Source organism: Streptococcus sp. KHUD_015 (genome assembly GCF_051106265.1).
Lineage (GTDB): Bacteria > Bacillota > Bacilli > Lactobacillales > Streptococcaceae > Streptococcus.
On record NZ_CP193665.1, the window covers coordinates 1,625,801 to 1,645,618 of the forward strand.

Annotated in this window: 26 protein-coding genes; 10 read left to right on the forward strand and 16 right to left on the reverse strand. The window is 39.8% G+C overall.

Going from position 1 to position 19,818, the window contains the following annotated elements:
- Window position 1 precedes the first annotated feature (1 nt).
- The 7 genes from ACORHU_RS07410 to ACORHU_RS07440 all read right to left on the reverse strand — a co-directional run bounded on the left by ACORHU_RS07410 (window position 2) and on the right by ACORHU_RS07440 (window position 6,567).
- Window positions 2–1,033, reverse strand: coding sequence for a 3-deoxy-7-phosphoheptulonate synthase (locus ACORHU_RS07410; RefSeq protein ID WP_033676537.1), 1,032 nt, complete (start codon window positions 1,031–1,033; stop codon window positions 2–4).
- An 80-nt stretch (window positions 1,034–1,113) separates the two neighbouring features.
- Window positions 1,114–3,627 carry a preprotein translocase subunit SecA gene (gene secA, locus ACORHU_RS07415; RefSeq protein WP_049521669.1) on the reverse strand — a complete coding sequence of 838 codons (2,514 nt, stop codon included), beginning with the start codon at window positions 3,625–3,627 and terminating at the stop codon, window positions 1,114–1,116.
- A 145-nt stretch (window positions 3,628–3,772) separates the two neighbouring features.
- Window positions 3,773–4,063: a hypothetical protein gene (locus tag ACORHU_RS07420; RefSeq protein WP_261081320.1), complete on the reverse strand. Its 291-nt coding sequence runs from the start codon at window positions 4,061–4,063 to the stop codon at window positions 3,773–3,775.
- Window positions 4,064–4,073: 10 nt separating this feature from the next.
- A complete protein-coding gene (locus ACORHU_RS07425; RefSeq protein ID WP_434364124.1) occupies window positions 4,074–4,724 on the reverse strand; it encodes an ABC transporter ATP-binding protein in 651 nt (216 codons plus the stop codon).
- Window positions 4,725–4,727: 3 nt separating this feature from the next.
- Entirely contained in the window at window positions 4,728–5,369 is a 642-nt protein-coding gene (locus tag ACORHU_RS07430; protein ID WP_138703383.1) for a hypothetical protein, read from the reverse strand.
- The gene (locus tag ACORHU_RS07435) at window positions 5,362–6,153 is read right to left on the reverse strand and encodes a hypothetical protein (RefSeq protein ID WP_434364126.1); all 792 of its coding nucleotides are present in this window, start codon (window positions 6,151–6,153) and stop codon (window positions 5,362–5,364) included. Before ACORHU_RS07435 ends, ACORHU_RS07430 begins: the two co-directional genes overlap by 8 nt.
- A gap of 21 nt (window positions 6,154–6,174) precedes the next feature.
- The gene (locus ACORHU_RS07440; RefSeq protein WP_061759270.1) at window positions 6,175–6,567 is read right to left on the reverse strand and encodes a hypothetical protein; all 393 of its coding nucleotides are present in this window, start codon (window positions 6,565–6,567) and stop codon (window positions 6,175–6,177) included.
- A gap of 336 nt (window positions 6,568–6,903) precedes the next feature.
- Between ACORHU_RS07440 and rgg1518 the strand changes: the two genes are divergently transcribed.
- Window positions 6,904–7,755: an Rgg/GadR/MutR family transcriptional regulator Rgg1518 gene (rgg1518, locus tag ACORHU_RS07445; RefSeq protein ID WP_434364128.1), complete on the forward strand. Its 852-nt coding sequence runs from the start codon at window positions 6,904–6,906 to the stop codon at window positions 7,753–7,755.
- 239 nt (window positions 7,756–7,994) lie between these two features.
- Here rgg1518 and ACORHU_RS07450 read toward each other — a convergent pair whose 3' ends face one another.
- The 7 genes from ACORHU_RS07450 to nrdR all read right to left on the reverse strand — a co-directional run bounded on the left by ACORHU_RS07450 (window position 7,995) and on the right by nrdR (window position 13,399).
- A complete protein-coding gene (locus ACORHU_RS07450) occupies window positions 7,995–8,339 on the reverse strand; it encodes a hypothetical protein (RefSeq protein WP_434364130.1) in 345 nt (114 codons plus the stop codon).
- A gap of 65 nt (window positions 8,340–8,404) precedes the next feature.
- Window positions 8,405–8,740, reverse strand: coding sequence for a hypothetical protein (locus tag ACORHU_RS07455; protein ID WP_434364131.1), 336 nt, complete (start codon window positions 8,738–8,740; stop codon window positions 8,405–8,407).
- 84 nt (window positions 8,741–8,824) lie between these two features.
- Window positions 8,825–10,135, reverse strand: coding sequence for a ribosome biogenesis GTPase Der (der, locus tag ACORHU_RS07460; RefSeq protein ID WP_001207696.1), 1,311 nt, complete (start codon window positions 10,133–10,135; stop codon window positions 8,825–8,827).
- A 13-nt stretch (window positions 10,136–10,148) separates the two neighbouring features.
- A complete protein-coding gene (locus tag ACORHU_RS07465; RefSeq protein ID WP_434364138.1) occupies window positions 10,149–10,862 on the reverse strand; it encodes an NADPH-dependent oxidoreductase in 714 nt (237 codons plus the stop codon).
- Window positions 10,859–11,755 carry a primosomal protein DnaI gene (gene dnaI / locus ACORHU_RS07470; protein ID WP_434364140.1) on the reverse strand — a complete coding sequence of 299 codons (897 nt, stop codon included), beginning with the start codon at window positions 11,753–11,755 and terminating at the stop codon, window positions 10,859–10,861. The genes ACORHU_RS07465 and dnaI overlap by 4 nt, the downstream gene beginning before the upstream one ends.
- The gene (locus ACORHU_RS07475; protein ID WP_000802418.1) at window positions 11,756–12,925 is read right to left on the reverse strand and encodes a replication initiation and membrane attachment family protein; all 1,170 of its coding nucleotides are present in this window, start codon (window positions 12,923–12,925) and stop codon (window positions 11,756–11,758) included. It abuts the gene before it with no gap.
- Complete coding sequence (gene nrdR / locus ACORHU_RS07480; RefSeq protein WP_001203672.1) at window positions 12,926–13,399, reverse strand: transcriptional regulator NrdR; 474 nt, start codon at window positions 13,397–13,399, stop codon at window positions 12,926–12,928. It abuts the gene before it with no gap.
- Between the two features lie 139 nt (window positions 13,400–13,538).
- Here nrdR and ACORHU_RS07485 point away from each other — a divergent pair, with 139 nt between their 5' ends.
- The 3 genes from ACORHU_RS07485 to ACORHU_RS07495 are packed head-to-tail and all read left to right on the forward strand — an operon-like array spanning window position 13,539 to window position 15,384.
- Complete coding sequence (locus tag ACORHU_RS07485; protein WP_000119149.1) at window positions 13,539–13,904, forward strand: GntR family transcriptional regulator; 366 nt, start codon at window positions 13,539–13,541, stop codon at window positions 13,902–13,904.
- A gap of 4 nt (window positions 13,905–13,908) precedes the next feature.
- The gene (locus ACORHU_RS07490) at window positions 13,909–14,604 is read left to right on the forward strand and encodes an ABC transporter ATP-binding protein (protein ID WP_434364151.1); all 696 of its coding nucleotides are present in this window, start codon (window positions 13,909–13,911) and stop codon (window positions 14,602–14,604) included.
- 15 nt (window positions 14,605–14,619) lie between these two features.
- The gene (locus ACORHU_RS07495) at window positions 14,620–15,384 is read left to right on the forward strand and encodes a hypothetical protein (protein WP_261048632.1); all 765 of its coding nucleotides are present in this window, start codon (window positions 14,620–14,622) and stop codon (window positions 15,382–15,384) included.
- Window positions 15,385–15,415: 31 nt separating this feature from the next.
- Here ACORHU_RS07495 and ACORHU_RS07500 read toward each other — a convergent pair whose 3' ends face one another.
- Window positions 15,416–16,111: an LrgB family protein gene (locus tag ACORHU_RS07500; RefSeq protein ID WP_001288952.1), complete on the reverse strand. Its 696-nt coding sequence runs from the start codon at window positions 16,109–16,111 to the stop codon at window positions 15,416–15,418.
- Window positions 16,108–16,482 carry a CidA/LrgA family protein gene (locus ACORHU_RS07505; protein ID WP_000781325.1) on the reverse strand — a complete coding sequence of 125 codons (375 nt, stop codon included), beginning with the start codon at window positions 16,480–16,482 and terminating at the stop codon, window positions 16,108–16,110. The genes ACORHU_RS07500 and ACORHU_RS07505 overlap by 4 nt, the downstream gene beginning before the upstream one ends.
- Before the next feature lie 283 nt (window positions 16,483–16,765).
- On the opposite strand from ACORHU_RS07505, the gene ACORHU_RS07510 reads away from it, so the two are divergent.
- The 6 genes from ACORHU_RS07510 to queE all read left to right on the forward strand — a co-directional run bounded on the left by ACORHU_RS07510 (window position 16,766) and on the right by queE (window position 19,806).
- Window positions 16,766–17,146: a MarR family transcriptional regulator gene (locus tag ACORHU_RS07510; RefSeq protein WP_153195764.1), complete on the forward strand. Its 381-nt coding sequence runs from the start codon at window positions 16,766–16,768 to the stop codon at window positions 17,144–17,146.
- Window positions 17,147–17,247: 101 nt separating this feature from the next.
- Window positions 17,248–17,469, forward strand: coding sequence for a DUF4649 family protein (locus ACORHU_RS07515; RefSeq protein ID WP_000570253.1), 222 nt, complete (start codon window positions 17,248–17,250; stop codon window positions 17,467–17,469).
- A 15-nt stretch (window positions 17,470–17,484) separates the two neighbouring features.
- Window positions 17,485–17,799 (forward strand): thioredoxin, encoded by a 315-nt coding sequence (trxA, locus tag ACORHU_RS07520; protein ID WP_001029581.1) that lies wholly within the window; start codon window positions 17,485–17,487, stop codon window positions 17,797–17,799.
- 201 nt (window positions 17,800–18,000) lie between these two features.
- On the forward strand, window positions 18,001–18,654 hold the full coding sequence (gene queC / locus ACORHU_RS07525) for a 7-cyano-7-deazaguanine synthase QueC (RefSeq protein WP_000828764.1): 654 nt from the start codon (window positions 18,001–18,003) through the stop codon (window positions 18,652–18,654).
- Window positions 18,654–19,097, forward strand: a complete 444-nt coding sequence (queD, locus tag ACORHU_RS07530) for a 6-carboxytetrahydropterin synthase QueD (RefSeq protein ID WP_000464586.1) — start codon at window positions 18,654–18,656, stop codon at window positions 19,095–19,097. Before queC ends, queD begins: the two co-directional genes overlap by 1 nt.
- Window positions 19,090–19,806 carry a 7-carboxy-7-deazaguanine synthase QueE gene (gene queE, locus ACORHU_RS07535; protein ID WP_000196456.1) on the forward strand — a complete coding sequence of 239 codons (717 nt, stop codon included), beginning with the start codon at window positions 19,090–19,092 and terminating at the stop codon, window positions 19,804–19,806. The genes queD and queE overlap by 8 nt, the downstream gene beginning before the upstream one ends.
- The last annotated feature ends 12 nt before the right edge of the window (window positions 19,807–19,818 follow it).

The window sequence follows — 19,818 nt, forward strand, 5'->3', positions numbered from 1 at the left end:
CTTATTCTCCTAACGTTTGGTAGATTTCTCTGACGAGGACTTCCGTATTCTCCCAGCCAAGGCAAGGGTCTGTGATAGACTTGCCAAATACTTCCGGTTCGTTCTGACGACCGTCTTCTAGATAAGACTCAATCATAAATCCACGAACGTACTGCTTGATTTTTTCATTCCAATCACGATTAATCAAGGTCTGACGGACAATTCGAATTTGGTCCATATGTTGCTTACCAGAATTGTCATGATTGGTATCGACGATGATAAAGGGATTTTCCAAGCCCATCTTCTCATACTGAGCAATGGTATCCATCAAATTATCATAGTAGTAGTTAGGAATATTCTTACCATATTCATTGATTGCTCCACGAAGAATGGCGTGCGAAAGCGGGTTCCCAGTTGTTTCTACTTCTTTTCCAAGAAAAAGGAAACTTTGTTTGTTTTGAGCAGCATAAATCCCATTAAACATAACATTGAGATTTCCAGAGGTTGGATTTTTAAACCCAGTCGCAAAATCTGCTCCACTTGCCACGAAGCGGTGTTGCTGATCTTCAACTGAACGGGCACCAACCGCCATGTAAGAAATCAAATCATCCACAAGAGGAAGATTTTCAGGATAAAGCATTTCATCAGCTGTTGTCATACCTGTTTCTGTGATAACACGATAATGAAGATGGCGAACAGCTTTGATTCCGTTGATAAGACTAGGCGCTTCTGTCGCATTAGGCTGGTGAATCAAGCCCTTGTATCCATCTCCGTTGGTACGAGGTTTGGCAGTGTAAACACGCATAACCATAAAGATACGGTCTGCCACTTCTTCTTGCAAAGCTGCCAAACGTTTAGCGTACTCAAGGACAGCTTCTTCATTATCAGATGAGCATGGCCCGATTACCAAGAGAATCCGCTGGTCTTCTCCACGTATAATGGCTTCTAGCTCTTGATCGCGCTGTGATTTTCTCTCCAAAGCTTGGCCTTCTAATTTTGATAAGGCACGAACTTCTTCAATATTAATTTTAGGACTTTTTGCTGTAAATACCATAACTCATCTCCTTATAAATCAAACGGATACCAAGTAAAAATTTACTTTTCACAAGGTATCCGCCTCTAAACTATCTCATTTTATTGTCTTTTACCGTGACAGTTTTTAAACTTCTTACCAGAACCACATGGGCAAAGTTCATTCCGTCCAATCTGGCTCAAATCCAGATTTTCAGGCATATTTGCTTGGTGGGCAGCGATATTACGAGTCGCTGTTGTACTGATATGGTGTTCTGCTTGTGGTCTTTCTTGTTCATGAATTTGGGCTTTCATCATCAAGCGTGTCACATCAAACTCAATCGAACCAATCATATCATTAAACATACGGAAACCTTCTGCCTGATACTCAACAACAGGGTTGTTCTGAGCATAGCCACGAAGTCCAACCGCGTTACGCAATTGATCGAGGGCATCGATATGATCTGTCCACTTGTTATCCACCACCCGTAGAATCAAGACTTTTTGGAATTCTTTGACTGCTTCTTCATCGCGTAGTTTTGAAACCTGACTATCGTAAACTTGCAAGGCACGTTGGAAAAGCTCTTCCTTGATGGCCTTATCAGACAAGCCTGACAAGTCTTCCATCGTAATAGAATCTTCAGGAAGCAAGTTGTACTTAGCAAAATTCAAAATTGCTTCGAGTTTTTCATCTTGTTTTGCACGCGCATGACCGTCAACGACACGACCAATCGTGCGTTTGATCATAGACTGAATTTCAGGTGCCAAGTCACGGTCTGCAGTGATGACATCGTAACGTTGAGCGTAGATAATCTCACGTTGTTCACGCATGACGTCATCGTATTGAAGGACTTGTTTACGGGTATCATAGTTATTTCCTTCGACACGTTTTTGAGCTGCTTCAACCTGACGCGTCAACATACGAGACTCAATCGCCTCTTCAGACATATTCAAGCGTTCAAATATTCCCTTCAAGCGTTCAGAACCAAAACGTTTCATCAAGTCATCTTCAAGAGATAGGTAGAATTGTGACTCACCTGGGTCTCCTTGACGACCTGAACGTCCACGAAGCTGATTATCGATACGACGGCTTTCATGACGTTCTGTACCAATCACACAAAGTCCACCCAATTCGCGAACCCCTTCACCAAGCTTGATGTCGGTACCACGACCGGCCATGTTGGTTGCGATGGTAACAGCACCACGTTGACCAGCATTCATGATGATTTGGGCTTCTTTATAGTGGTTCTTAGCATTCAAGACTTCGTGAGGAACGCCAGCTGCGACTAATTTCTTAGAAATGTAGTCACTAGTTTCAACCGCTACTGTACCAACCAAGACAGGCTGACCTTTTTGGTAACGAGCCTTAACGTCTTCGACAACCGCCTTAAACTTAGCCTCGATACTTGCATAAAGAAGGTCTGAGTGGTCAATACGTTGAACAGGACGGTTTGTTGGGATTGGAATAACACGAATGTTGTAGATTTCACGGAATTCTTCTTCCTCAGTCTTACCTGTACCTGTCATACCAGACAATTTCTTGTACATACGGAAAAGGTTTTGGTAAGTGATTGAGGCAGATGTCTTGGTTTCATCCTGAATTGGCACACCTTCTTTAGCTTCAATGGCTTGGTGCAATCCATCAGAATAACGACGACCTTCCATAGTACGACCTGTAAATTGGTCAACGATCAAGATTTCTTGCTCTTCGCTCACCACATAGTCAATATCGAGAAGCATGATGTAGTTGGCACGAAGGGCGTTATCGATAAAGTGAGTCAGAGCTACATTTTCGATATCATAGAGATTTTCAAGCTTGAAGTAGCTTTCAGCCTTGTCAATCCCTGAATCAGACAAACCAATAGTCTTAGACTGCACATCGATGATGTAGTCGTCTTTATCCAAAGATTTCACATAGTGGTCTGCCATGTGGTAGAGCTGACTAGTTTCAACTGCGTTAGCACCTGATACGATCAAAGGTGTACGCGCCTCATCAATCAAGATTGAGTCAACCTCATCGACCAAGGCATAGTTAAGCGGACGTTGTACCATGTTTTCAGCGCGAACGACCATGTTGTCGCGAAGGTAGTCAAATCCGATTTCTGAGTTAGTTGAGTAGGTAATATCACACTCATAGGCTTCTTTTTTCTCCATTGGAGATTTGGCAGCCAAGTTAATCCCTACTGACAAACCAAGCCATGAGTACAATTCACCCATCTCTGTCGCGTCACGTTCTGACAGGTATTCATTGACCGTAACTACGTGAACCCCTTTGCCTGAAAGGGCATTGAGGTATACCGGCATAGTCGCAGTCAAGGTTTTCCCTTCCCCTGTACGCATCTCTGGCACGTCACCATGGTGAAGAACGATCCCTCCCATGACCTGAACCTTATATGGAAAGAGACCTAGGACACGTTTGGCACCCTCACGGACAACCGCAAATGCTTCATAAAGCAGTGAATCCAGTGATTCTCCATTTTGATAACGTTCTTTAAATTCAACTGTTTTTGCTTTTAGTTGGTCATCTGTCAAAGCAGCCATTTGGTCTTCGTATTTGAAAACCTTGTCAGCCATCTTTTCCAGACGACGGATTTCTCCTTTATCATTTTCGATAATTGTTTTTAAAATATTAGCCATGTTTTTCCTTACTTTAAATTCCGAATATTTTAGAATGTTCTTTTAATTTTAGCACAATTACTGATTATTTTCAAGGAAGAATCCCCATTTTGAAAAGGAAAAAGAGGCTAGTTTCCAAGCTAACCTCTCTGACTTTTATGATGATTTAATTGCCAACAAAAATCGGCAAAATCGCAAATAGGATAAATAGATTTATCCAAAGAGAAAAACAGCAGATCAATCCAAAAACAAAGAGACTGACTTTCTTGGACAGCAAGGCCATCAAAATAGACAGAATACCAAAAACTAGCAAGACTTTCTGTATGATTAAGAGATTGATAGATATTCCCAGAACTGGTTTATCCCAAGGAACAAAGAAGAAAGCCAGCCAGATCAGCAGAACTAAACCAATATAGACCTTAGAATAGCGTGTAATAAATGATTTTAGATGTTCCATAAGCCACCTCCTAGGATTGTATATCCTTTAAATATTGTATATGTCCATTTTCGACAACTAATACATCTGTACAAAGGTCTGAAATATCTTCCGATATGTGCGACGTCAGGATAACCAAACCATTTTCTTTTTTCAGATAGGATAAAATGACCTGTTTGGTTAACCTCACACTCTTCTCATCCAAAGCATTCATAGGTTCATCAAGAAAGAGTATAGATGGTTCGGCAATAAAGGCTTGAATCAAAGCCATTTTTTGCTTTGTTCCTAAGGATAAATGACGGTATTCAACGTCTTCAAATTCCTGTAAATCATAGTATTGAATCCAATAGGCAATTCTTTTTTCCGTAACTTTAGATGAAAAATACCTTAACAGTTCCAAATTTTCTCTCAGGGATAAATGAGATAGAAACTCTACCTTTTCAATTAAAATTCCTGCATCCTGAATATAATGATTTTTTACCCCGTAAACTTTACCATCTTGAAGAACTTTTCCTTTGTCAAGCTTAATATAACCAGCAAGTACCTTTAAAAGAACCGTCTTGCCAGATCCATTATCACCTTTAAGTCCATAAATTTTTCCTGATTGAAAGACCAGATTTAACTCATTTAAAATAGGTCTTTTCCCATAAATTTTCTGTCCATTTATAATTTCAAGTCTCATCGTTTATCCTTTCTTAAATTTCTCTTCTAACCGACTAACAATCAAGATAACTAATAAACTTAAGAGTCCTAAATATACTATCACAATATGATCCATCATCCATTCTTGTCCCACAAATGCTAAAAAATAGAGAAAAAAGGAAAAACCAGCGCCCGCACTAATAAGTGCTATCAGATAAGACAGTAGCAAATACAACATCATTAACTGAGCAAGTAAAAAGAAGAGAGCAACTGTTTTGAAATGAATTCCTAGCGGAAGTAAACCAAGAAACCAGACAAATAAATCTTGAGTAAAAAATTTAGAAATGACAACCAATCGTTTCCTTGTATAATCGAAAAAGGAGCTTGATTGATAGCGAATCAAATGATGATAATGGTCGGCCAAATCAGTTTCAAGCAAAATGACAGAGAGCCATCCAACCATGAAAATAGAAAGGTTTAACAAGAGTTTGGGGATTTCTAAATTCACTTCAGAATAGTCATTATAGAAAAAGATTGAAATCAATTCCCTCTTGAAAAAGAGAAAAACATCCTGCTTTTGAACCGCTGTTGACAATAGATAGTTGGTCAAAATCATCATCAGAACTATACGAAGTAGTAAAACGATCTTTCTCTTTAGCCAAATATTGTTAAAATTCTTAAACATTATCTTCATATTTTTCAAGCACCATATAAGAGACGATGTAAAGGATGTAAGGAGTAAAGAGTTTCATCAAACTTACATCTCCATAGCTAGATTGCATCAAACTCGTCATAGGAACCATATAGTAAGGCAAGGCACTATAGAGCAACATAGAACCAAGCCAAAGAAACATCAAATAGGCGATTGCCGAACGAGTCACATTCCCTAAATAATCAACTATTTTTAAAAAATAGACCGTATTGATGAAGATACCGATTAGAAGAACACACATAAAAAACAAATAACTTTTTATTTCTCCATCTAGAAGCCTTTGTAAACTACTCCCATCAGAAAATAGAGAATTCCATTCCAGAGGAGAAAAAGTCCCAAAGAAATAGGTTATGATTGCAATTATCAGCACAGTCACTAAATATATCAAGCAAGGGATACTTGCAACTTGCAAAATCAACTTTCTTTTTAACCCTTGATAACTCACTTCTCTTCCAATACTCAATCGTAAAACTTTATTTTTCAGCTGAATGTATTGAAAACCTAGCAAAACAATGATGATTGGAATAATAAATGATTGATAAAAACCTAGATTGAACTGGAGAATACGAAAATCTAATGCTGATTTTAATAAGTCATTTTTAATTGCTTGTCCATCAAATTTGGCTAGGTCAGGTGCATGAATATCAAAAAAGAAATAAGTCATCAAAACATCACGATAAACCAAAGCAAGAAAAAGCAAAGTAAGCAAGACATAAACAAATTTATGCCTTGCCAAAGTTAAGAGAGGAATCTTCATAAATTATACCTACTTTACGAATTAGTTTGGTGACCAACTACCTGAAATGGCAGCTGATAAATCCCACCAATTTTGTCTTGCCATATCTGCTGCATAAACATAGCCAACCGTTGCCCAATTCCCATGAGTTGAACGAGTACCACAGGTTGTTAACGATTCTCCACTACGAGCTTCTCCATTAGAATTTACTATACGATGCTTAACAGTCATGGGATGTAAATTTCTACAAGGATTTAAGTTCATGATATATTCCGCATCTTCATTTTCTTTGGTCAAATAACCTGTTCTCTCATAACTGGTAGTAATAACAAAATTACTAAAAGCACCTATCTGATTTGCCTCTACGAAAGTAGTTCCAACAGCACTTATCATTAAAACAGGAATAACCATTTTTAATAATTTTTTAGTTTTCATTTTTTCTGTTTCCTTTCATTTTTTATTCAAGAAGATTCCTTATAACTTCTATTTTAAATATAGATTTATTCTAGACGATGATATATCATACAAATTCCTCCTTTACTTACTATGTATAGACTCTAATTTCTTTATCCCCAAAACCACGTTTCAAACCAGATAAGTGGAATCCAACTCCAAATCAAGGATATAATAAATCCAGAGTTTTTCGGTAAATTCTTCAAATATTTTTTAAATCCCATGACTTTTTTCCTCCTTTTTTGATATAATAATACCACCTTTTTCTACGTTTTTTATAAATGTAGAAAATATTCACATTTGCCTAGGAGGAACAATATGAGATGGGATTATGGACAAATTTTTAAAGAAATTCGAAAGTCAAAAGGATTGACCCAACAAGATGTATGTGGACAAGTCATACATAGAACAACTCTAACAAATATTGAACACGGTAAAGTTATTCCCAGTTTTGAAAACATGGTATTTCTTCTTGAACAAATTGATATGAGCTTAGCAGAATTCAAGTATATATGCAACGAATACCATCCTAGTAAAAGACGAAACATTATTGTAGAGAGCCAAAATCCGTCTACTTTTCAAGATACTAGAAAAATGGTTGAACTCACTGAGAAGTGTCAAAAATATCTTAAGACACATCACGATGTTCCTATTCAAAATATCTATCGTCATACAAAAATTGTCACAGAGTTACGAACTAAAGGATTCAAAAACAACCACGTCTTGAAAGATTTGTATGAAGAAATTTGGGACTATCTTGAACCTATGGAGACATGGTACATTAGTGATTTGAAATTGCTTGGAACCATTCTCTTTTTCTTTCCTTCTGAAAATCTTCTCCTTCTTATTGATAGAATCATGAAAACCATCGAAAAATATAAATATTTCCGAGAAACAAAAGTATTTTTATCATCTTTTTTAGCTAATCTCTCCACTGTATATTTTCAACATCATTTACTCAAAGAATGTGAAACAATCACCCTACAACTTTTGGTATTAGCAGAAGAATTAAAAATATATGATATTCTTGGATTTTCTCAAGTACGCTTGGGAATACTGCAACATAACTCCGATTTGATTGATAAAGGAATCACTTTATTACGACTAACCAAAGAAGAGGCATTAGTTAAATTACTCGAAAAAGAAATTAATGATTTTTCAAACCTATAATTTGTAATAACTCTCATCATTTTATTATAGCAAATCGAAATAGAATGCGAACGAATCAATTAAGGCATCTAAAGCATTTTTTTCCAATGTTTTATAAGTTGTATTGTATTATTTCATATTCAATCCACTATACAAGATGAATATTTCTCTCAAGTTTCATAATCAAAATAAAAACGACTGTATCTATAGCCGCATAAATAAATCATAGATATAGTCATTTTTTAGTTCCTACCCTTTTCTTAATTCACACCTTTAGACTTCCCGAGTTCCCGTCTCAAGCGAAACATTTTTTTGAAAAAGATATAGTCTAACCAGTCACTGCCTAGAGATAAGACTATCAAAAGCAACCAAACACCCCAAGTACTAGCATCTGATTCATGATTTAGAACAAAAGGGAAAAATAAGAATGAAAAAATTGTCATATCCAAGCTAAACAGAGCTAAAAAGGAAATATAAATCCAGTAAAAATAGTAGATGATGGGGAAAATTTTACTGTTTCTGTCAGCATTGTCTATCCAATAGAAAAAATATAAACAAGGAAATAAGAGTATCAAATGAAACCAATTAAACGACAGTTTCATCATCGACACCTCCTCTTTGAAATTGTTTTCTTTAGTTTCGTTCTATTAAATGTTATTACCAATATAAATCAATGCCTTCCACCTTTAGACTTCCCTAGTTCTCGTCTCAAGCGAAGCATTTTTTTGAAACAGAAATAAGTTAACCTATTCAGACCAATAGCTAGCAGAATAAAAAGAAACCAAATGCCCCATAACTTGATATCTGTCAAATTTCTCATGACGATATTGAAAAACAGAACTGAAATAACTGTCCAAGCAAGGCTAAAAAGAGAATAGAGGGGGATGTAAACCCAGTAAAAATAGTAAAAAATTGGGAAAAATTTACTATTTCTGTTGGCCTTTTCAATCCAGTTATCAAAATAAAAGTAAGGTGCTAAAAGTAAGAATTTAAACAAATGTTTCATCAGCATCCCCCTTTTTTTGATAGCGTTTTCTTCATTTTCATTCTATCAAAAAAATCTGGAAATGTCATTCCAGATTCTACTTTTTTATTTACGTTTTCTTGCGATGAGATGGATTGGTGTTCCTTCAAAGACAAAGGCCTTGCGGATTTGATTTTCCAAGAAACGCAGGTAAGAAAAGTGCATGAGTTCTTCTTCGTTGACAAAGATGACAAAGGTTGGTGGTTTGGTTGCCACTTGGGTCGCATAGAAAATCTTAAGGCGTTTTCCTTTATCTGTCGGTGTTGGGTTGATGGCAATGGCATCCATAATCACATCGTTCAAGACAGCTGATGGAATACGTGTGTTTTGACTTTCGCTGATTTGCTTGATCATCTCAGGAAGTTTGTGGAGACGTTGCTTGGTCAAGGCTGATACAAAGATAATCGGTGCGTAAGGTAGATATTGGAACTGCTCACGGATATCTTCTTCCCAGTTTTTCATAGTGTGGTTGTCTTTTTCAAGTGTATCCCACTTATTGACCACGATAATCATTCCTTTACCAGCTTCATGGGCAAATCCTGCGATACGCTTATCGTATTCACGAATGCCTTCTTCCGCATTGATGACCATTAAGACCACATCTGAGCGGTCAATAGCTCGCATGGCACGCATAACAGAGTATTTCTCGGTATTTTCATAAACCTTACCAGACTTACGCATACCAGCCGTATCAATCATGGTAAACTCTTGACCATCTGTATCTGTAAAGTGGGTATCAATGGCGTCACGAGTTGTTCCAGCAACTGGACTGGCAATGACACGGTCTTCTCCCAAGATAGCGTTAATCAAGCTAGATTTTCCAACATTGGGACGACCAATCAGGCTAAACTTAATCACATCTGGATTTTCTTCTTCATATTCATTTGGAAGATTTTCTACGATGGCATCTAGCACATCTCCTGTACCGATACCATGAACAGATGAGATAGGCAGTGGTTCGCCCAAACCGAGGGCATAAAAATCATAGATATCATTTCGCATCTCAGGGTTGTCCACCTTGTTAACCGCAAGGATAACTGGTTTGTGGGTCTTATAAAGCTTACGGGCTACGTATTCGTCCGCATCGGTAATTCCTTCCTTACCAGACACGACAAAAACAATAACATCAGCTTCTTCCATGGCAATTTCTGCCTGGTGCTTGATTTGTTCCATGAAAGGAGCATCGACATCATCGATTCCTCCTGTATCAATCATGCTAAAGGAACGATTGAGCCACTCACCCGTTGCATAGATACGGTCACGTGTCACTCCTTCGACATCTTCTACAATGGAGATTCGCTCACCAGCGATCCGATTAAATAGGGTTGATTTCCCAACATTGGGACGTCCTACAATGGCAATAGTTGGTAGGGCCATAATTTCTCACTTTCTACAATAACTTCTTCTGTTCAAGATTTTTTCTAGTTGAGCTTGGTTCAGCTTGACCAAACTGTTCTGCTAGGCGCTGACTCCAGCTTGTGGTCGCACGCGCTCCAGCATAGTCAGCCTGTACACGGTCATAAGCCTCAATCACATCAACTGTTTGTTCCTGATATTCTTCCTCAAAAACCACCTGATGCAATGGCAAGCGAGGTTTGACTTCGTGTTCTTCATTTGGTAAACCTAGTGCCATCCCAAAGACAGGATAGGTGTAGTCAGGCAGGTTAAAGAGCTCTGCCACTTCTTCTGACTTGTAACGCACCAAGCCAATAATGACACCACCATAGCCCAATCTTTCAGCTGCCAGCAAGGCATTTTGACCAGCAAGAGCCGCATCGACCGAACTAATCAAGAGACCTTCTACACCTTGGGGTTGGAATGAATCGGTATGAAGTCGAGCTCCCTTTTCTGCACGGTTCAAATCTCCGACAAAAAGAAGAAAAACAGCAGACTGGCGAATGGCTTCTTGAGGCACCAATTCATACAAGGCATCCTTCTTCTCTTGACTTCGTACTACAATCACAGAGTAGGATTGAAAATTCTTCCAAGACGAGGCCATCTGGGCTGCTGTCAGGATTTCAGTCAAGTCTTCTTGAGGAAGGACTTGCTCCTTAAATCTTCGAACAGACTTATGAGCTTTCATCAGTTTAATCGTTTCTGTCATCGACGGTTTACTCCTTCTAAACGAGTCTCCTCAGCCAAATAACGGATGCGTTCCATGACGCGTCTGGCTTCCCAGGTTTCGTCATTTCCATGTTTCCCTTTAGCGAAATGCAGCTCCAATTCTTCAAAGTTGAAGTTGGAGGTGAAAAAGGTCGGTAAATTTTCCTGCATCCGATATTGGAGAATCACTTGCAGGATTTCATCACGTACCCAAGCTGTTGATTGCTCGGCACCAATGTCATCTAAAATCAGGACTTCAGACAATTTAATCTCATCTACCAAGGTCTTGACATTACCATCACCGATAGCATTTTTGACATCAATGACAAAGCTAGGATAGTGGAGGAGAATTGATGAAACACCACGTTTTTCTGATAAATCATGAGCCAAGGCAGCCACCATGAAACTTTTACCCACACCAAAATCTCCATATAGGTAAAGACCTTTTCGAATAGTTGGATACTGTTCCACGAAGGCTAATAGCTTTTCAAAAACTGGCAAGCGCTCCAAATCATCCAAGTCAACTTGAGCTAAACTAGCTTTCTTGAGACTGGCTGGCAGATTGATTAACTTGAGACGGTTCTTAATAGCCGCTTCTTTTTCAGCCACAATTAGTTCAGGAGTTTCTTCATAAGAAACATCCGCATAGCCATGATTCATAACCAAAATAGGCTTGTAACCTTTGGCAATATAATCCGTATCCCCACGAAGAAACTTGTCGCGCTCAGTGATGTACTGATTAAACTTGGAGATACTACGATTCAATTCCTCTGGAGTAAGGGATTCTTGCTGGATAAAGGCCGCAACATCAGGATCCTTCATGATTTTCTGGACCAAATCTTGATAATGAAAACGGCTAGGTTGACGTTTGAGTACGTCTCCGACACTTTCCATCTAATCTCCTCCTTTTTCTAATCGAGCTAATAGTTCTTGTTTCTTACGCTCTAGTTCCAGACGAGTTTCCTCACTGGTTTCATTTTTATAATCTGGATTGCTCCACTTGGGCACATTGGACTTAGCAGGACTGGGGTTACTGCTTTTTTGAGACTGACTTTTCTGCCCTCGCTCACGGATCCGAAGAACTGCCTCTTCTGCCGAATGAATTTTTTGATAGGCATAGTCATTGGCTACCTTCATGGCATATTTCTCATTGATGTTTGCCGAATCTACCTTGTTAAAGGTCAACAAGAGAATGATATTAATAACTTCGTCCAGTAAGCCCAAGCCAGCCATTTGTTGCAAGAGTTCTCTTTCTGTTTGGGTAATGGTTCCCTTGCGTGTTTGCTTGATTTCTGCCAAGAACTGCAGGGCAGTCTTACTTTTTGCTTCCTTGATAATGGTTGCTTCCTTAGGACTAAAGTCAGAGGAAACAGGTTTTTGAGCGATTTTTTCCCGCATGCGTTTGGTTGAAATAACCTGAGAAACAGCTGTTGACTTGGCCAATTGATAAGTTTCAAACCAAGTCCACTTCTTTTCCTCGGCAATGGCAAAGAGGTTTAAGACGTCGGACTGCTCATCCGCAAAGCGAAGCCCATCTCGAGCCATAAGCTGACGAAAATGTTCCAAGTCAAAATCGTTGGCCACTTTCTTCTTGAGACTAAGGTCTTCTTGACTTCCTAGTTCTGCCAAATCTGGAAAGACTTGATTGAGTGAAACAGGTATTTCTTGACCATCAGCACTTTCAACTCCCAAATCCTCCACAGCTGCATCACCAATTTTTTTCTCCAAGAGTCTACGATAAACAGGATGTTCCAAGAAATCCTTACTTGAAAGAGGAGCATGGAGAGCTAGCTGGTAAACATCCCCCTTTTGATAGAGGGTTAAGAGATTGAAAGCAGATAGGATTTTCAAGGATTTTAAAAGTCTGTCCATCCCAAAGTTGAGATGGTTGAGAATGCTTGAAAAGAGGTATTCCTTTCTGCCATTATCCCAAAAACTAATCGTATAAAGATAAAGGCTCAGTGCCTCCTGACCGATAATCGGGAGGTAGCACTGTACCAGAGATGAGGTATCTTGCGACACCCGATTATTCTTTAGATAAGAAAAACGGTCAATTGGCTTCATTTATCTTTCCTTTTTCTTTTTAGAGGACTGGGTAATTTGTTGGAGCAGACTCTCTAACTCACTGACATCCTTAAAGCTACGATAGACACTGGCAAAACGTACATAAGTAATCTCATCTAACTCAGCCAACTCCTCCATGACGAGCGAACCGATGTCCTCACTTTGAATTTCATTTTCATTTCGACCACGGAGTTTCTGTTCGATACGATTGACTACCATGTTGATTTCATCACTTGACACAGGACGTTTCTGGGCTGAGCGGATAATCCCATTAAAGATTTTATCTCTGGAGAATTGTTCCCGTGTGCCATCTTTTTTAACAACCACTAAGGTTCTTTCTTCTACTCGTTCGTAGGTTGTAAAACGGTGTTGGCATTCATCGCACTCACGTCTTCTACGAATGGTGTTCCCTTCTTCTGCTTGGCGACTATCGATAACACTTGACTTGGTAGCCCCACATTTTGGACAACGCATCCTTTCCCTCCTTATCGTTTTCTTTTCATTATACCATTTTTTAAGCGATTCCCAAAACAATTCTTCTTTTTGCTTGACAAGTTTTTTGTTTTGTTGTATTATTTAATTAAGACAAAAGGATAGGAGAAAGGAGACCAAGATGTCCTGGACATTTGACAACAAAAAACCCATCTATTTACAGATTATGGAGAAAATCAAGCTTCAGATTGTTTCCCATACACTAGAACCCAATCAACAACTTCCAACTGTGAGAGAGCTAGCAAGCGAGGCCGGTGTCAATCCAAACACCATCCAAAGAGCCTTGTCAGATCTTGAACGAGAAGGATTTGTCTACAGCAAGCGAACAACTGGACGGTTTGTAACTGAGGATAAGGAGCTAATCGCCCAATCACGCAAACAATTATCAGAAGAAGAATTGGAACACTTCGTTTCCTCCATGACCCATTTTGGCTATGAAAAAGAAGAACTACCAGGCGTAGTCGGCGATTATATTAAAGGAGTTTAAGCCTATGTCATTACTAGCATTTGAAAATGTATCCAAATCTTATGGAGCAACCCCAGCCCTTGAAAATGTTTCCCTTGACATCCCAGCTGGAAAAATCGTTGGTCTCCTTGGTCCAAACGGCTCAGGAAAAACAACCTTGATTAAACTAATCAATGGACTCTTGCAACCAGATCAAGGACGCGTCCTGATCAACGACATGGACCCAAGCCCAGCAACCAAGGCTATCGTAGCTTATTTGCCTGATACCACCTATCTCAATGAGCAAATGAAGGTCAAAGAAGCCCTAACCTACTTCAAGACCTTCTATAAAGATTTCAATCTTGAACGCGCCCATCATCTACTTGCAGACCTCGGCATTGATGAAAATAGTAGTCTCAAGAAACTATCAAAAGGAAACAAGGAAAAGGTACAACTGATTTTGGTTATGAGCCGTGATGCTCGTCTCTACGTTTTAGACGAACCCATTGGTGGGGTGGATCCAGCAGCCCGTGAGTATATTCTCAATACCATTATCAACAACTACTCACCAACTTCTACCGTTTTGATTTCTACCCACTTGATTTCTGATATCGAGCCAATCTTGGATGAAATTGTCTTCCTCAAAGACGGAAAAGTCGTCCGTCAAGGAAATGTAGATGATATTCGCTATGAGTCAGGTGAATCCATTGACCAACTCTTCCGTCAGGAATTTAAGGCCTAAATAAAGGAGATTATTATGTTTTGGAATTTAGTCCGCTATGAATTTAAAAATGTTAACAAGTGGTATTTAGCCCTCTACGCTGCCGTGCTCATCCTTTCTGCCCTTATCGGGATACAAGCACAATCCTTAATCAAACTACCTGAAAAAAATCTATCTGTTCTACTTGTTTTTCTAGCTACTGTCTTTGGTGGTTTGATGATTACACTTGCGATTTCAACTATCTTCTTGATTATTAAACGCTTCAAAGGAAGTGTCTATGACCGACAAGGCTATCTGACTTTGACCTTGCCAGTTTCTGAACACCATATCATCACTGCTAAATTAGTCGGTGCCTTTATTTGGTCTATTGTCAGCACTGCTGTACTAGCTCTAAGTGCTTTTATTGTTCTGACTCTAACGGCTCCAGATTGGTTTGCAACTTCTGACTTGATACCATTTATAAGAACACACCTTCCTCAACTCTCTCTTATGGGGGTATCCTTCCTACTAAATACCATTTCTGGAATCCTCTGTATCTACTTGGCTATTTCCATTGGACAGCTTTTCAATGAATACCGTACCGCACTGTCAATTGTAGCCTACATTGGTATCCAAATTGTCGTTGGCTTTATTGAACTCTTCTATCGTTCTAACCCTGGCTTCTACTTCCCATCAACCTCAGGAGGAGCTGATCAGTTCCAGATGGGCATTATCATGACTATTCTGGAAGAAGTTATTCTTATAGCCATCTACTATCTAGGAACTTATCACATCTTGAAAAATAAGGTTAATTTACAATAAAAAAGGCCCAGCTAAACAGCTGGGTTTTGATTTAACTCAATATCAAACTGGCTACAATAGGGCTGACAAAGACATAGAGAATACCGGTGACACCGATAGCCAAGCCACCCATGGCTCCTGCTACAGAACCGTATCGAAAGGCTGTTCCCGTTCCAACTGCGTGACCTGTTCCTCCAAGGGAAAGACCAACAGCTACTGGATCGTCAATTTTCAACCACTTCAAAAGGGTTGGGCCGATGACACTGGTTAAAATCCCAGTCGCCACTACAACGACCAAGGTCACAGTCGTCAAACCTTGCAATTTTTCTGTAATTCCCACTGCCATAGCGGTTGTCACTGACTTAGGAAAGAGAGAAATGGCTAGGAAAAAGTCCATGCCAAAAATCTTAGCCACAAGGGCTGTGAAAGAGGTATTGACAACTACTGCTAACAGACTTCCAAAAAGAATACTCCGAGCATGGTGCTTCATCAAGTGAAAACTCTTATAAAGGGGAATCCCTAAAGCCACGGTCGATGGGACAATCAAGTTGTTCAGATAAACCCCACCTTGGTAGTAATCTTGGTAAGAAATCCCCGTCACCTTTAGAAAGATGATAATGAAAACAGCTGACAAAAGCAAGGGCGTTGTCAATGGATGGGGAAAACGTCTGTAAATCAGCATTCCCACTAGATAAGCTAGGATAGACAGGGCAAGCCCAAACAGGGGATTGGAAACAAATTCACTCATTTGGCATCTCCTTTCTCATAATCTCCCTCAAACCGTCGTTTGATAAACTGAACCACCAAGGCTATGAGGATAATATTGATGACTGCTGCAAAAAAGACAATCAAGACAATGGGCAAAAGATAGGGAGCAATCACATCAAACTTCTCCATGATTCCCACTGCTGGCGGCAAAAAGAGAATGGTCATATTGGCCAGCAAGAAATTCCCCACCATATTGACATGCCTAGTTCTCAGCCACTTGAATTGTAGGGCTAGAAAAAGAATAATCAAGCCGATAATACTGCCTGGGATGGGCAAATGAAAGAAACTGGAAATCCCCTCTCCGATTAGAGAAATCACAAAGAGAATCATTAATTGAACATATAATTTCATCCTAAACTCCACGAAATAGACTTCTTGCATACCAGTTTACTCTTTTTTCAGAAAATTTCAAGGAAATGCATAAGAGTTGATGAAAGTTTAAGAAGAAAGGGGATACAGACAATTATAGACTAGTGAAAACAGGCGTAATTTAAGATAAAAAGATTCTAGCGTCCTTCTTGCCAGCCTTCTTGAAAAGTAGTATAATTATTGCATGCGCAATCATCTTGTGATACAGAGATTGTCCGTGAATGGACTTTCTTCTATTTATGACTCTAAAAAGAAAGGAGATACTATGACTTATTTGGAAAAATGGTTTGACTTCAATCGTCGGCAAAAAGAAATTGAAGGTCTCTTGGAAGAGACCATTGCCCAACAGAGTGACCAAAGTCTGACCTTGAAAGAGTTTTACCTGCTCTACTATCTGGACTTGGCTCAAGAAAAATCTCTACGACAGATTGACCTGCCAGATAAGCTTCATCTGAGCCCGAGCGCTGTTTCTCGGATGGTAGCTCGCTTAGAAGCTAAAAATTGCGGTCTGCTTAGTCGCATGTGTTGCCATCAAGATAGACGCTCTAGTTTTATCTGCCTGACAAGTGATGGGCAAAAGACACTGGCCTCTCTACAAAAGGCTGTCGAAGAAAGCTTGGAAACTGGTTTGGATTTCTTGCTTTAAGATGATTTTTTTAAAAAAAGTTGCGTGCGCAATCATTTTTCTTGACATTCTCTTTTACAAGGAGTAAAATAAAGTCATCATTAAACAAAGGAGTTTTTAAAATGATTGAAATTACCTATCTAGATGCCAGCAAGAACGAAAGAACTGTAACGTTCGAATCTTATGAAGACTTTGATCGTTCACAACAAGCTTGCCTTATCGGCGTCGCAGACTACTACCCTGTTCAAAAATTGACTTACAAGGGTCATGATTTGGACTACCATGGAACTTACGGAGATATCTTCTTCTATCTCAAGAAACAAGATTTAAGCCAATATAACTAAAAAAGGAGAAATACAATGGCAAAAGCAATTACAGATGCAACATTCGAACAAGAAACAAAAGACGGTTTGGTCTTGGTAGACTTCTGGGCAACTTGGTGTGGTCCATGTCGTATGCAAGGTCCAATCTTGGATAAATTGTCTGAAGAACTTTCAGAAGATGTCTTGAAAATCGTTAAAATGGACGTTGATGAAAATCCAAACACAGCTCGTGCTTTTGGAATCATGTCTATCCCAACTCTTCTCTTCAAAAAAGACGGCCAAGTGGTGAAACAAGTTGCTGGTGTTCACACAGCAGAACAAATCAAGGCTATCGTTGCTGAATTGAGCTAATCACATTAGAGACCAAGTACTTGCTTTGGTCTCTTTTTTCTTGCCCTTTGCCATTTTTCAAAAAATATGCTAGACTATAGGTAGAATATTACGATGTTTGGGACATGCCATCGCTAAAAAAAACCTTGACTTGGTATTTTTTAGCTCCCTCAAGGGAGCTTTTTGCGTGCTCTGAACATTTCCCATTTCGGAAGGAGTACTATGAAACGTCAATCTGCCTTGGTCGTCTTTAGTGGCGGTCAAGATTCCACAACCTGCCTCTTTTGGGCTAAAGAACACTATGAAACGGTCGAAGCAGTTACCTTTGCCTACGGCCAACGCCATCATCTCGAAATTCAAGTTGCTAGAGAAATCGCTGAGGAACAAGGAATTCGTCATCACATCCTAGATATGTCGCTGCTGGGACAAATCACTGAAAATGCCCTGACCTCTGATCTGGAAATTGAGCAAAAAGAGGGGGAGGTTCCCAATACCTTTGTTGACGGTCGCAACCACCTCTTTCTGTCCTTTGCGGCAGTCCTTGCTAAGCAACGGGGCATTAAAGATATCGTGACAGGTGTCTGCGAGACAGACTTCTCAGGCTACCCTGATTGTCGGGATGTCTTTGTCAAATCCCTTAATGTTACTCTCAACCTTGCCATGGATTACGACTTCATTATCCAAACGCCTCTCATGTGGCTAGACAAGGCTGAAACTTGGGAATTAGCCGACCAACTCGGTGCCTTTGACTATGTTCGTGAAAAAACATTAACCTGCTACAACGGAATTATCGGGAGTGGCTGTGGAGATTGCCCAGCCTGCCACCTACGTCAACATGGTCTAGATGTTTATCTCTCACAGAAAGGAGAAGCCTAATGTTTTTTGCACCCAAAGAAATCAAACAAGAAACTGGAGAATCTCTCGTTTATAATCCTTATCGGACTCTAGTCTCCAAAGAATTTACCTTTGATGCTGCCCACCACCTCTTTCACTATGAGGGAAAATGCAAATCCCTTCATGGTCACACCTATCATCTGCAGATTGCTGTCAGTGGTTTTTTAGATGAACGCGGCATGACCTACGATTTCGGAGACATCAAATCGATCTACAAGAACTACTTAGAGCCCCACTTGGATCATCGCTATCTAAACGAAACTCTTCCCTATATGAATACGACTGCTGAAAATATGGTTTACTGGATTTTCCAAACCATGTACCAAGAGTTGCCAGACGAGCGCGGTCTCCGTTTGGAATACGTTCGCCTCTATGAGACTCCGACTGCCTTTGCGGAGTTTAGACGGGAGTGGTTAGATGACTAGGGAACGTGTCCTCAAACTACCAGTTTTGGAAATTTTTGGCCCAACCTTTCAAGGCGAAGGCCGTGCAATCGGGCAGAAAACCATGTTTGTCCGCACTGCTGGTTGCGACTACCACTGCGACTGGTGCGATTCTGCCTTTACTTGGGATGGTTCTGAAAAGCCAACTCGTATGACAGCTGACGAGGTCATTGCTGCCTTGGATAAATTGGGAAGCTACGACTATGTAACCCTATCTGGGGGAAATCCTGCTATCCTAGCAGCCAACATGGCTGAACTCGTCAAAAAGCTCAAGGAACGTGGTGTCACCCTTGCTGTCGAGACTCAAGGTTCTCGCTGGCAAAATTGGTTGAAAGACATCGACCAAGTCACCCTGAGTCCCAAACCTCCTTCATCCAAGATGGAAGTCAACTTTGAGACCTTGGACTTTATCGTTTCCCAACTTGATCCAGACAAAGTCACCTTTAAAATCCCTGTCTTTGACGATGCCGATTTGGCCTTTGCTAAAGGAATACAAGAACGCTACCAACCAGATGTCCTCTTCTTATCGGCTGGAAATCCTGAGCCCAAGGCCACAGGCAATATTATCCAAGATCAACTGGACCGTCTCAAAGAACTCTGGGAACGCATCGCTACTGACGATAGTTGGGGCAATGTCCGCGTCCTTCCTCAACTCCATACCCTCCTCTACGATAATCAACGTGGTGTTTAAGATTAGAAAGAA

Bases quoted from the DNA above. Each gene is read 5' to 3' on its own strand.
- secA (WP_049521669.1), bottom strand. From the start codon at position 3,627: ATGGCTAATATTTTAAAAACAATTATCGAAAATGATAAAGGAGAAATC.
- ACORHU_RS07475 (WP_000802418.1), bottom strand. From the start codon at position 12,925: ATGAAGCCAATTGACCGTTTTTCTTATCTAAAGAATAATCGGGTGTCG.
- queC (WP_000828764.1), top strand. From the start codon at position 18,001: ATGAAACGTCAATCTGCCTTGGTCGTCTTTAGTGGCGGTCAAGATTCC.
- ACORHU_RS07440 (WP_061759270.1), bottom strand. From the start codon at position 6,567: ATGAAAACTAAAAAATTATTAAAAATGGTTATTCCTGTTTTAATGATA.
- ACORHU_RS07450 (WP_434364130.1), bottom strand. From the start codon at position 8,339: ATGATGAAACTGTCGTTTAATTGGTTTCATTTGATACTCTTATTTCCT.
- der (WP_001207696.1), bottom strand. From the start codon at position 10,135: ATGGCCCTACCAACTATTGCCATTGTAGGACGTCCCAATGTTGGGAAA.
- ACORHU_RS07510 (WP_153195764.1), top strand. From the start codon at position 16,766: ATGACTTATTTGGAAAAATGGTTTGACTTCAATCGTCGGCAAAAAGAA.
- queD (WP_000464586.1), top strand. From the start codon at position 18,654: ATGTTTTTTGCACCCAAAGAAATCAAACAAGAAACTGGAGAATCTCTC.
- ACORHU_RS07455 (WP_434364131.1), bottom strand. From the start codon at position 8,740: ATGAAACATTTGTTTAAATTCTTACTTTTAGCACCTTACTTTTATTTT.
- ACORHU_RS07515 (WP_000570253.1), top strand. From the start codon at position 17,248: ATGATTGAAATTACCTATCTAGATGCCAGCAAGAACGAAAGAACTGTA.
- ACORHU_RS07495 (WP_261048632.1), top strand. From the start codon at position 14,620: ATGTTTTGGAATTTAGTCCGCTATGAATTTAAAAATGTTAACAAGTGG.
- ACORHU_RS07505 (WP_000781325.1), bottom strand. From the start codon at position 16,482: ATGAAATTATATGTTCAATTAATGATTCTCTTTGTGATTTCTCTAATC.
- ACORHU_RS07465 (WP_434364138.1), bottom strand. From the start codon at position 10,862: ATGACAGAAACGATTAAACTGATGAAAGCTCATAAGTCTGTTCGAAGA.
- ACORHU_RS07485 (WP_000119149.1), top strand. From the start codon at position 13,539: ATGTCCTGGACATTTGACAACAAAAAACCCATCTATTTACAGATTATG.
- ACORHU_RS07500 (WP_001288952.1), bottom strand. From the start codon at position 16,111: ATGAGTGAATTTGTTTCCAATCCCCTGTTTGGGCTTGCCCTGTCTATC.
- ACORHU_RS07430 (WP_138703383.1), bottom strand. From the start codon at position 5,369: ATGTTTAAGAATTTTAACAATATTTGGCTAAAGAGAAAGATCGTTTTA.
- ACORHU_RS07435 (WP_434364126.1), bottom strand. From the start codon at position 6,153: ATGAAGATTCCTCTCTTAACTTTGGCAAGGCATAAATTTGTTTATGTC.
- ACORHU_RS07420 (WP_261081320.1), bottom strand. From the start codon at position 4,063: ATGGAACATCTAAAATCATTTATTACACGCTATTCTAAGGTCTATATT.
- trxA (WP_001029581.1), top strand. From the start codon at position 17,485: ATGGCAAAAGCAATTACAGATGCAACATTCGAACAAGAAACAAAAGAC.
- queE (WP_000196456.1), top strand. From the start codon at position 19,090: ATGACTAGGGAACGTGTCCTCAAACTACCAGTTTTGGAAATTTTTGGC.
- ACORHU_RS07425 (WP_434364124.1), bottom strand. From the start codon at position 4,724: ATGAGACTTGAAATTATAAATGGACAGAAAATTTATGGGAAAAGACCT.
- nrdR (WP_001203672.1), bottom strand. From the start codon at position 13,399: ATGCGTTGTCCAAAATGTGGGGCTACCAAGTCAAGTGTTATCGATAGT.
- ACORHU_RS07490 (WP_434364151.1), top strand. From the start codon at position 13,909: ATGTCATTACTAGCATTTGAAAATGTATCCAAATCTTATGGAGCAACC.
- dnaI (WP_434364140.1), bottom strand. From the start codon at position 11,755: ATGGAAAGTGTCGGAGACGTACTCAAACGTCAACCTAGCCGTTTTCAT.
- ACORHU_RS07410 (WP_033676537.1), bottom strand. From the start codon at position 1,033: ATGGTATTTACAGCAAAAAGTCCTAAAATTAATATTGAAGAAGTTCGT.
- rgg1518 (WP_434364128.1), top strand. From the start codon at position 6,904: ATGAGATGGGATTATGGACAAATTTTTAAAGAAATTCGAAAGTCAAAA.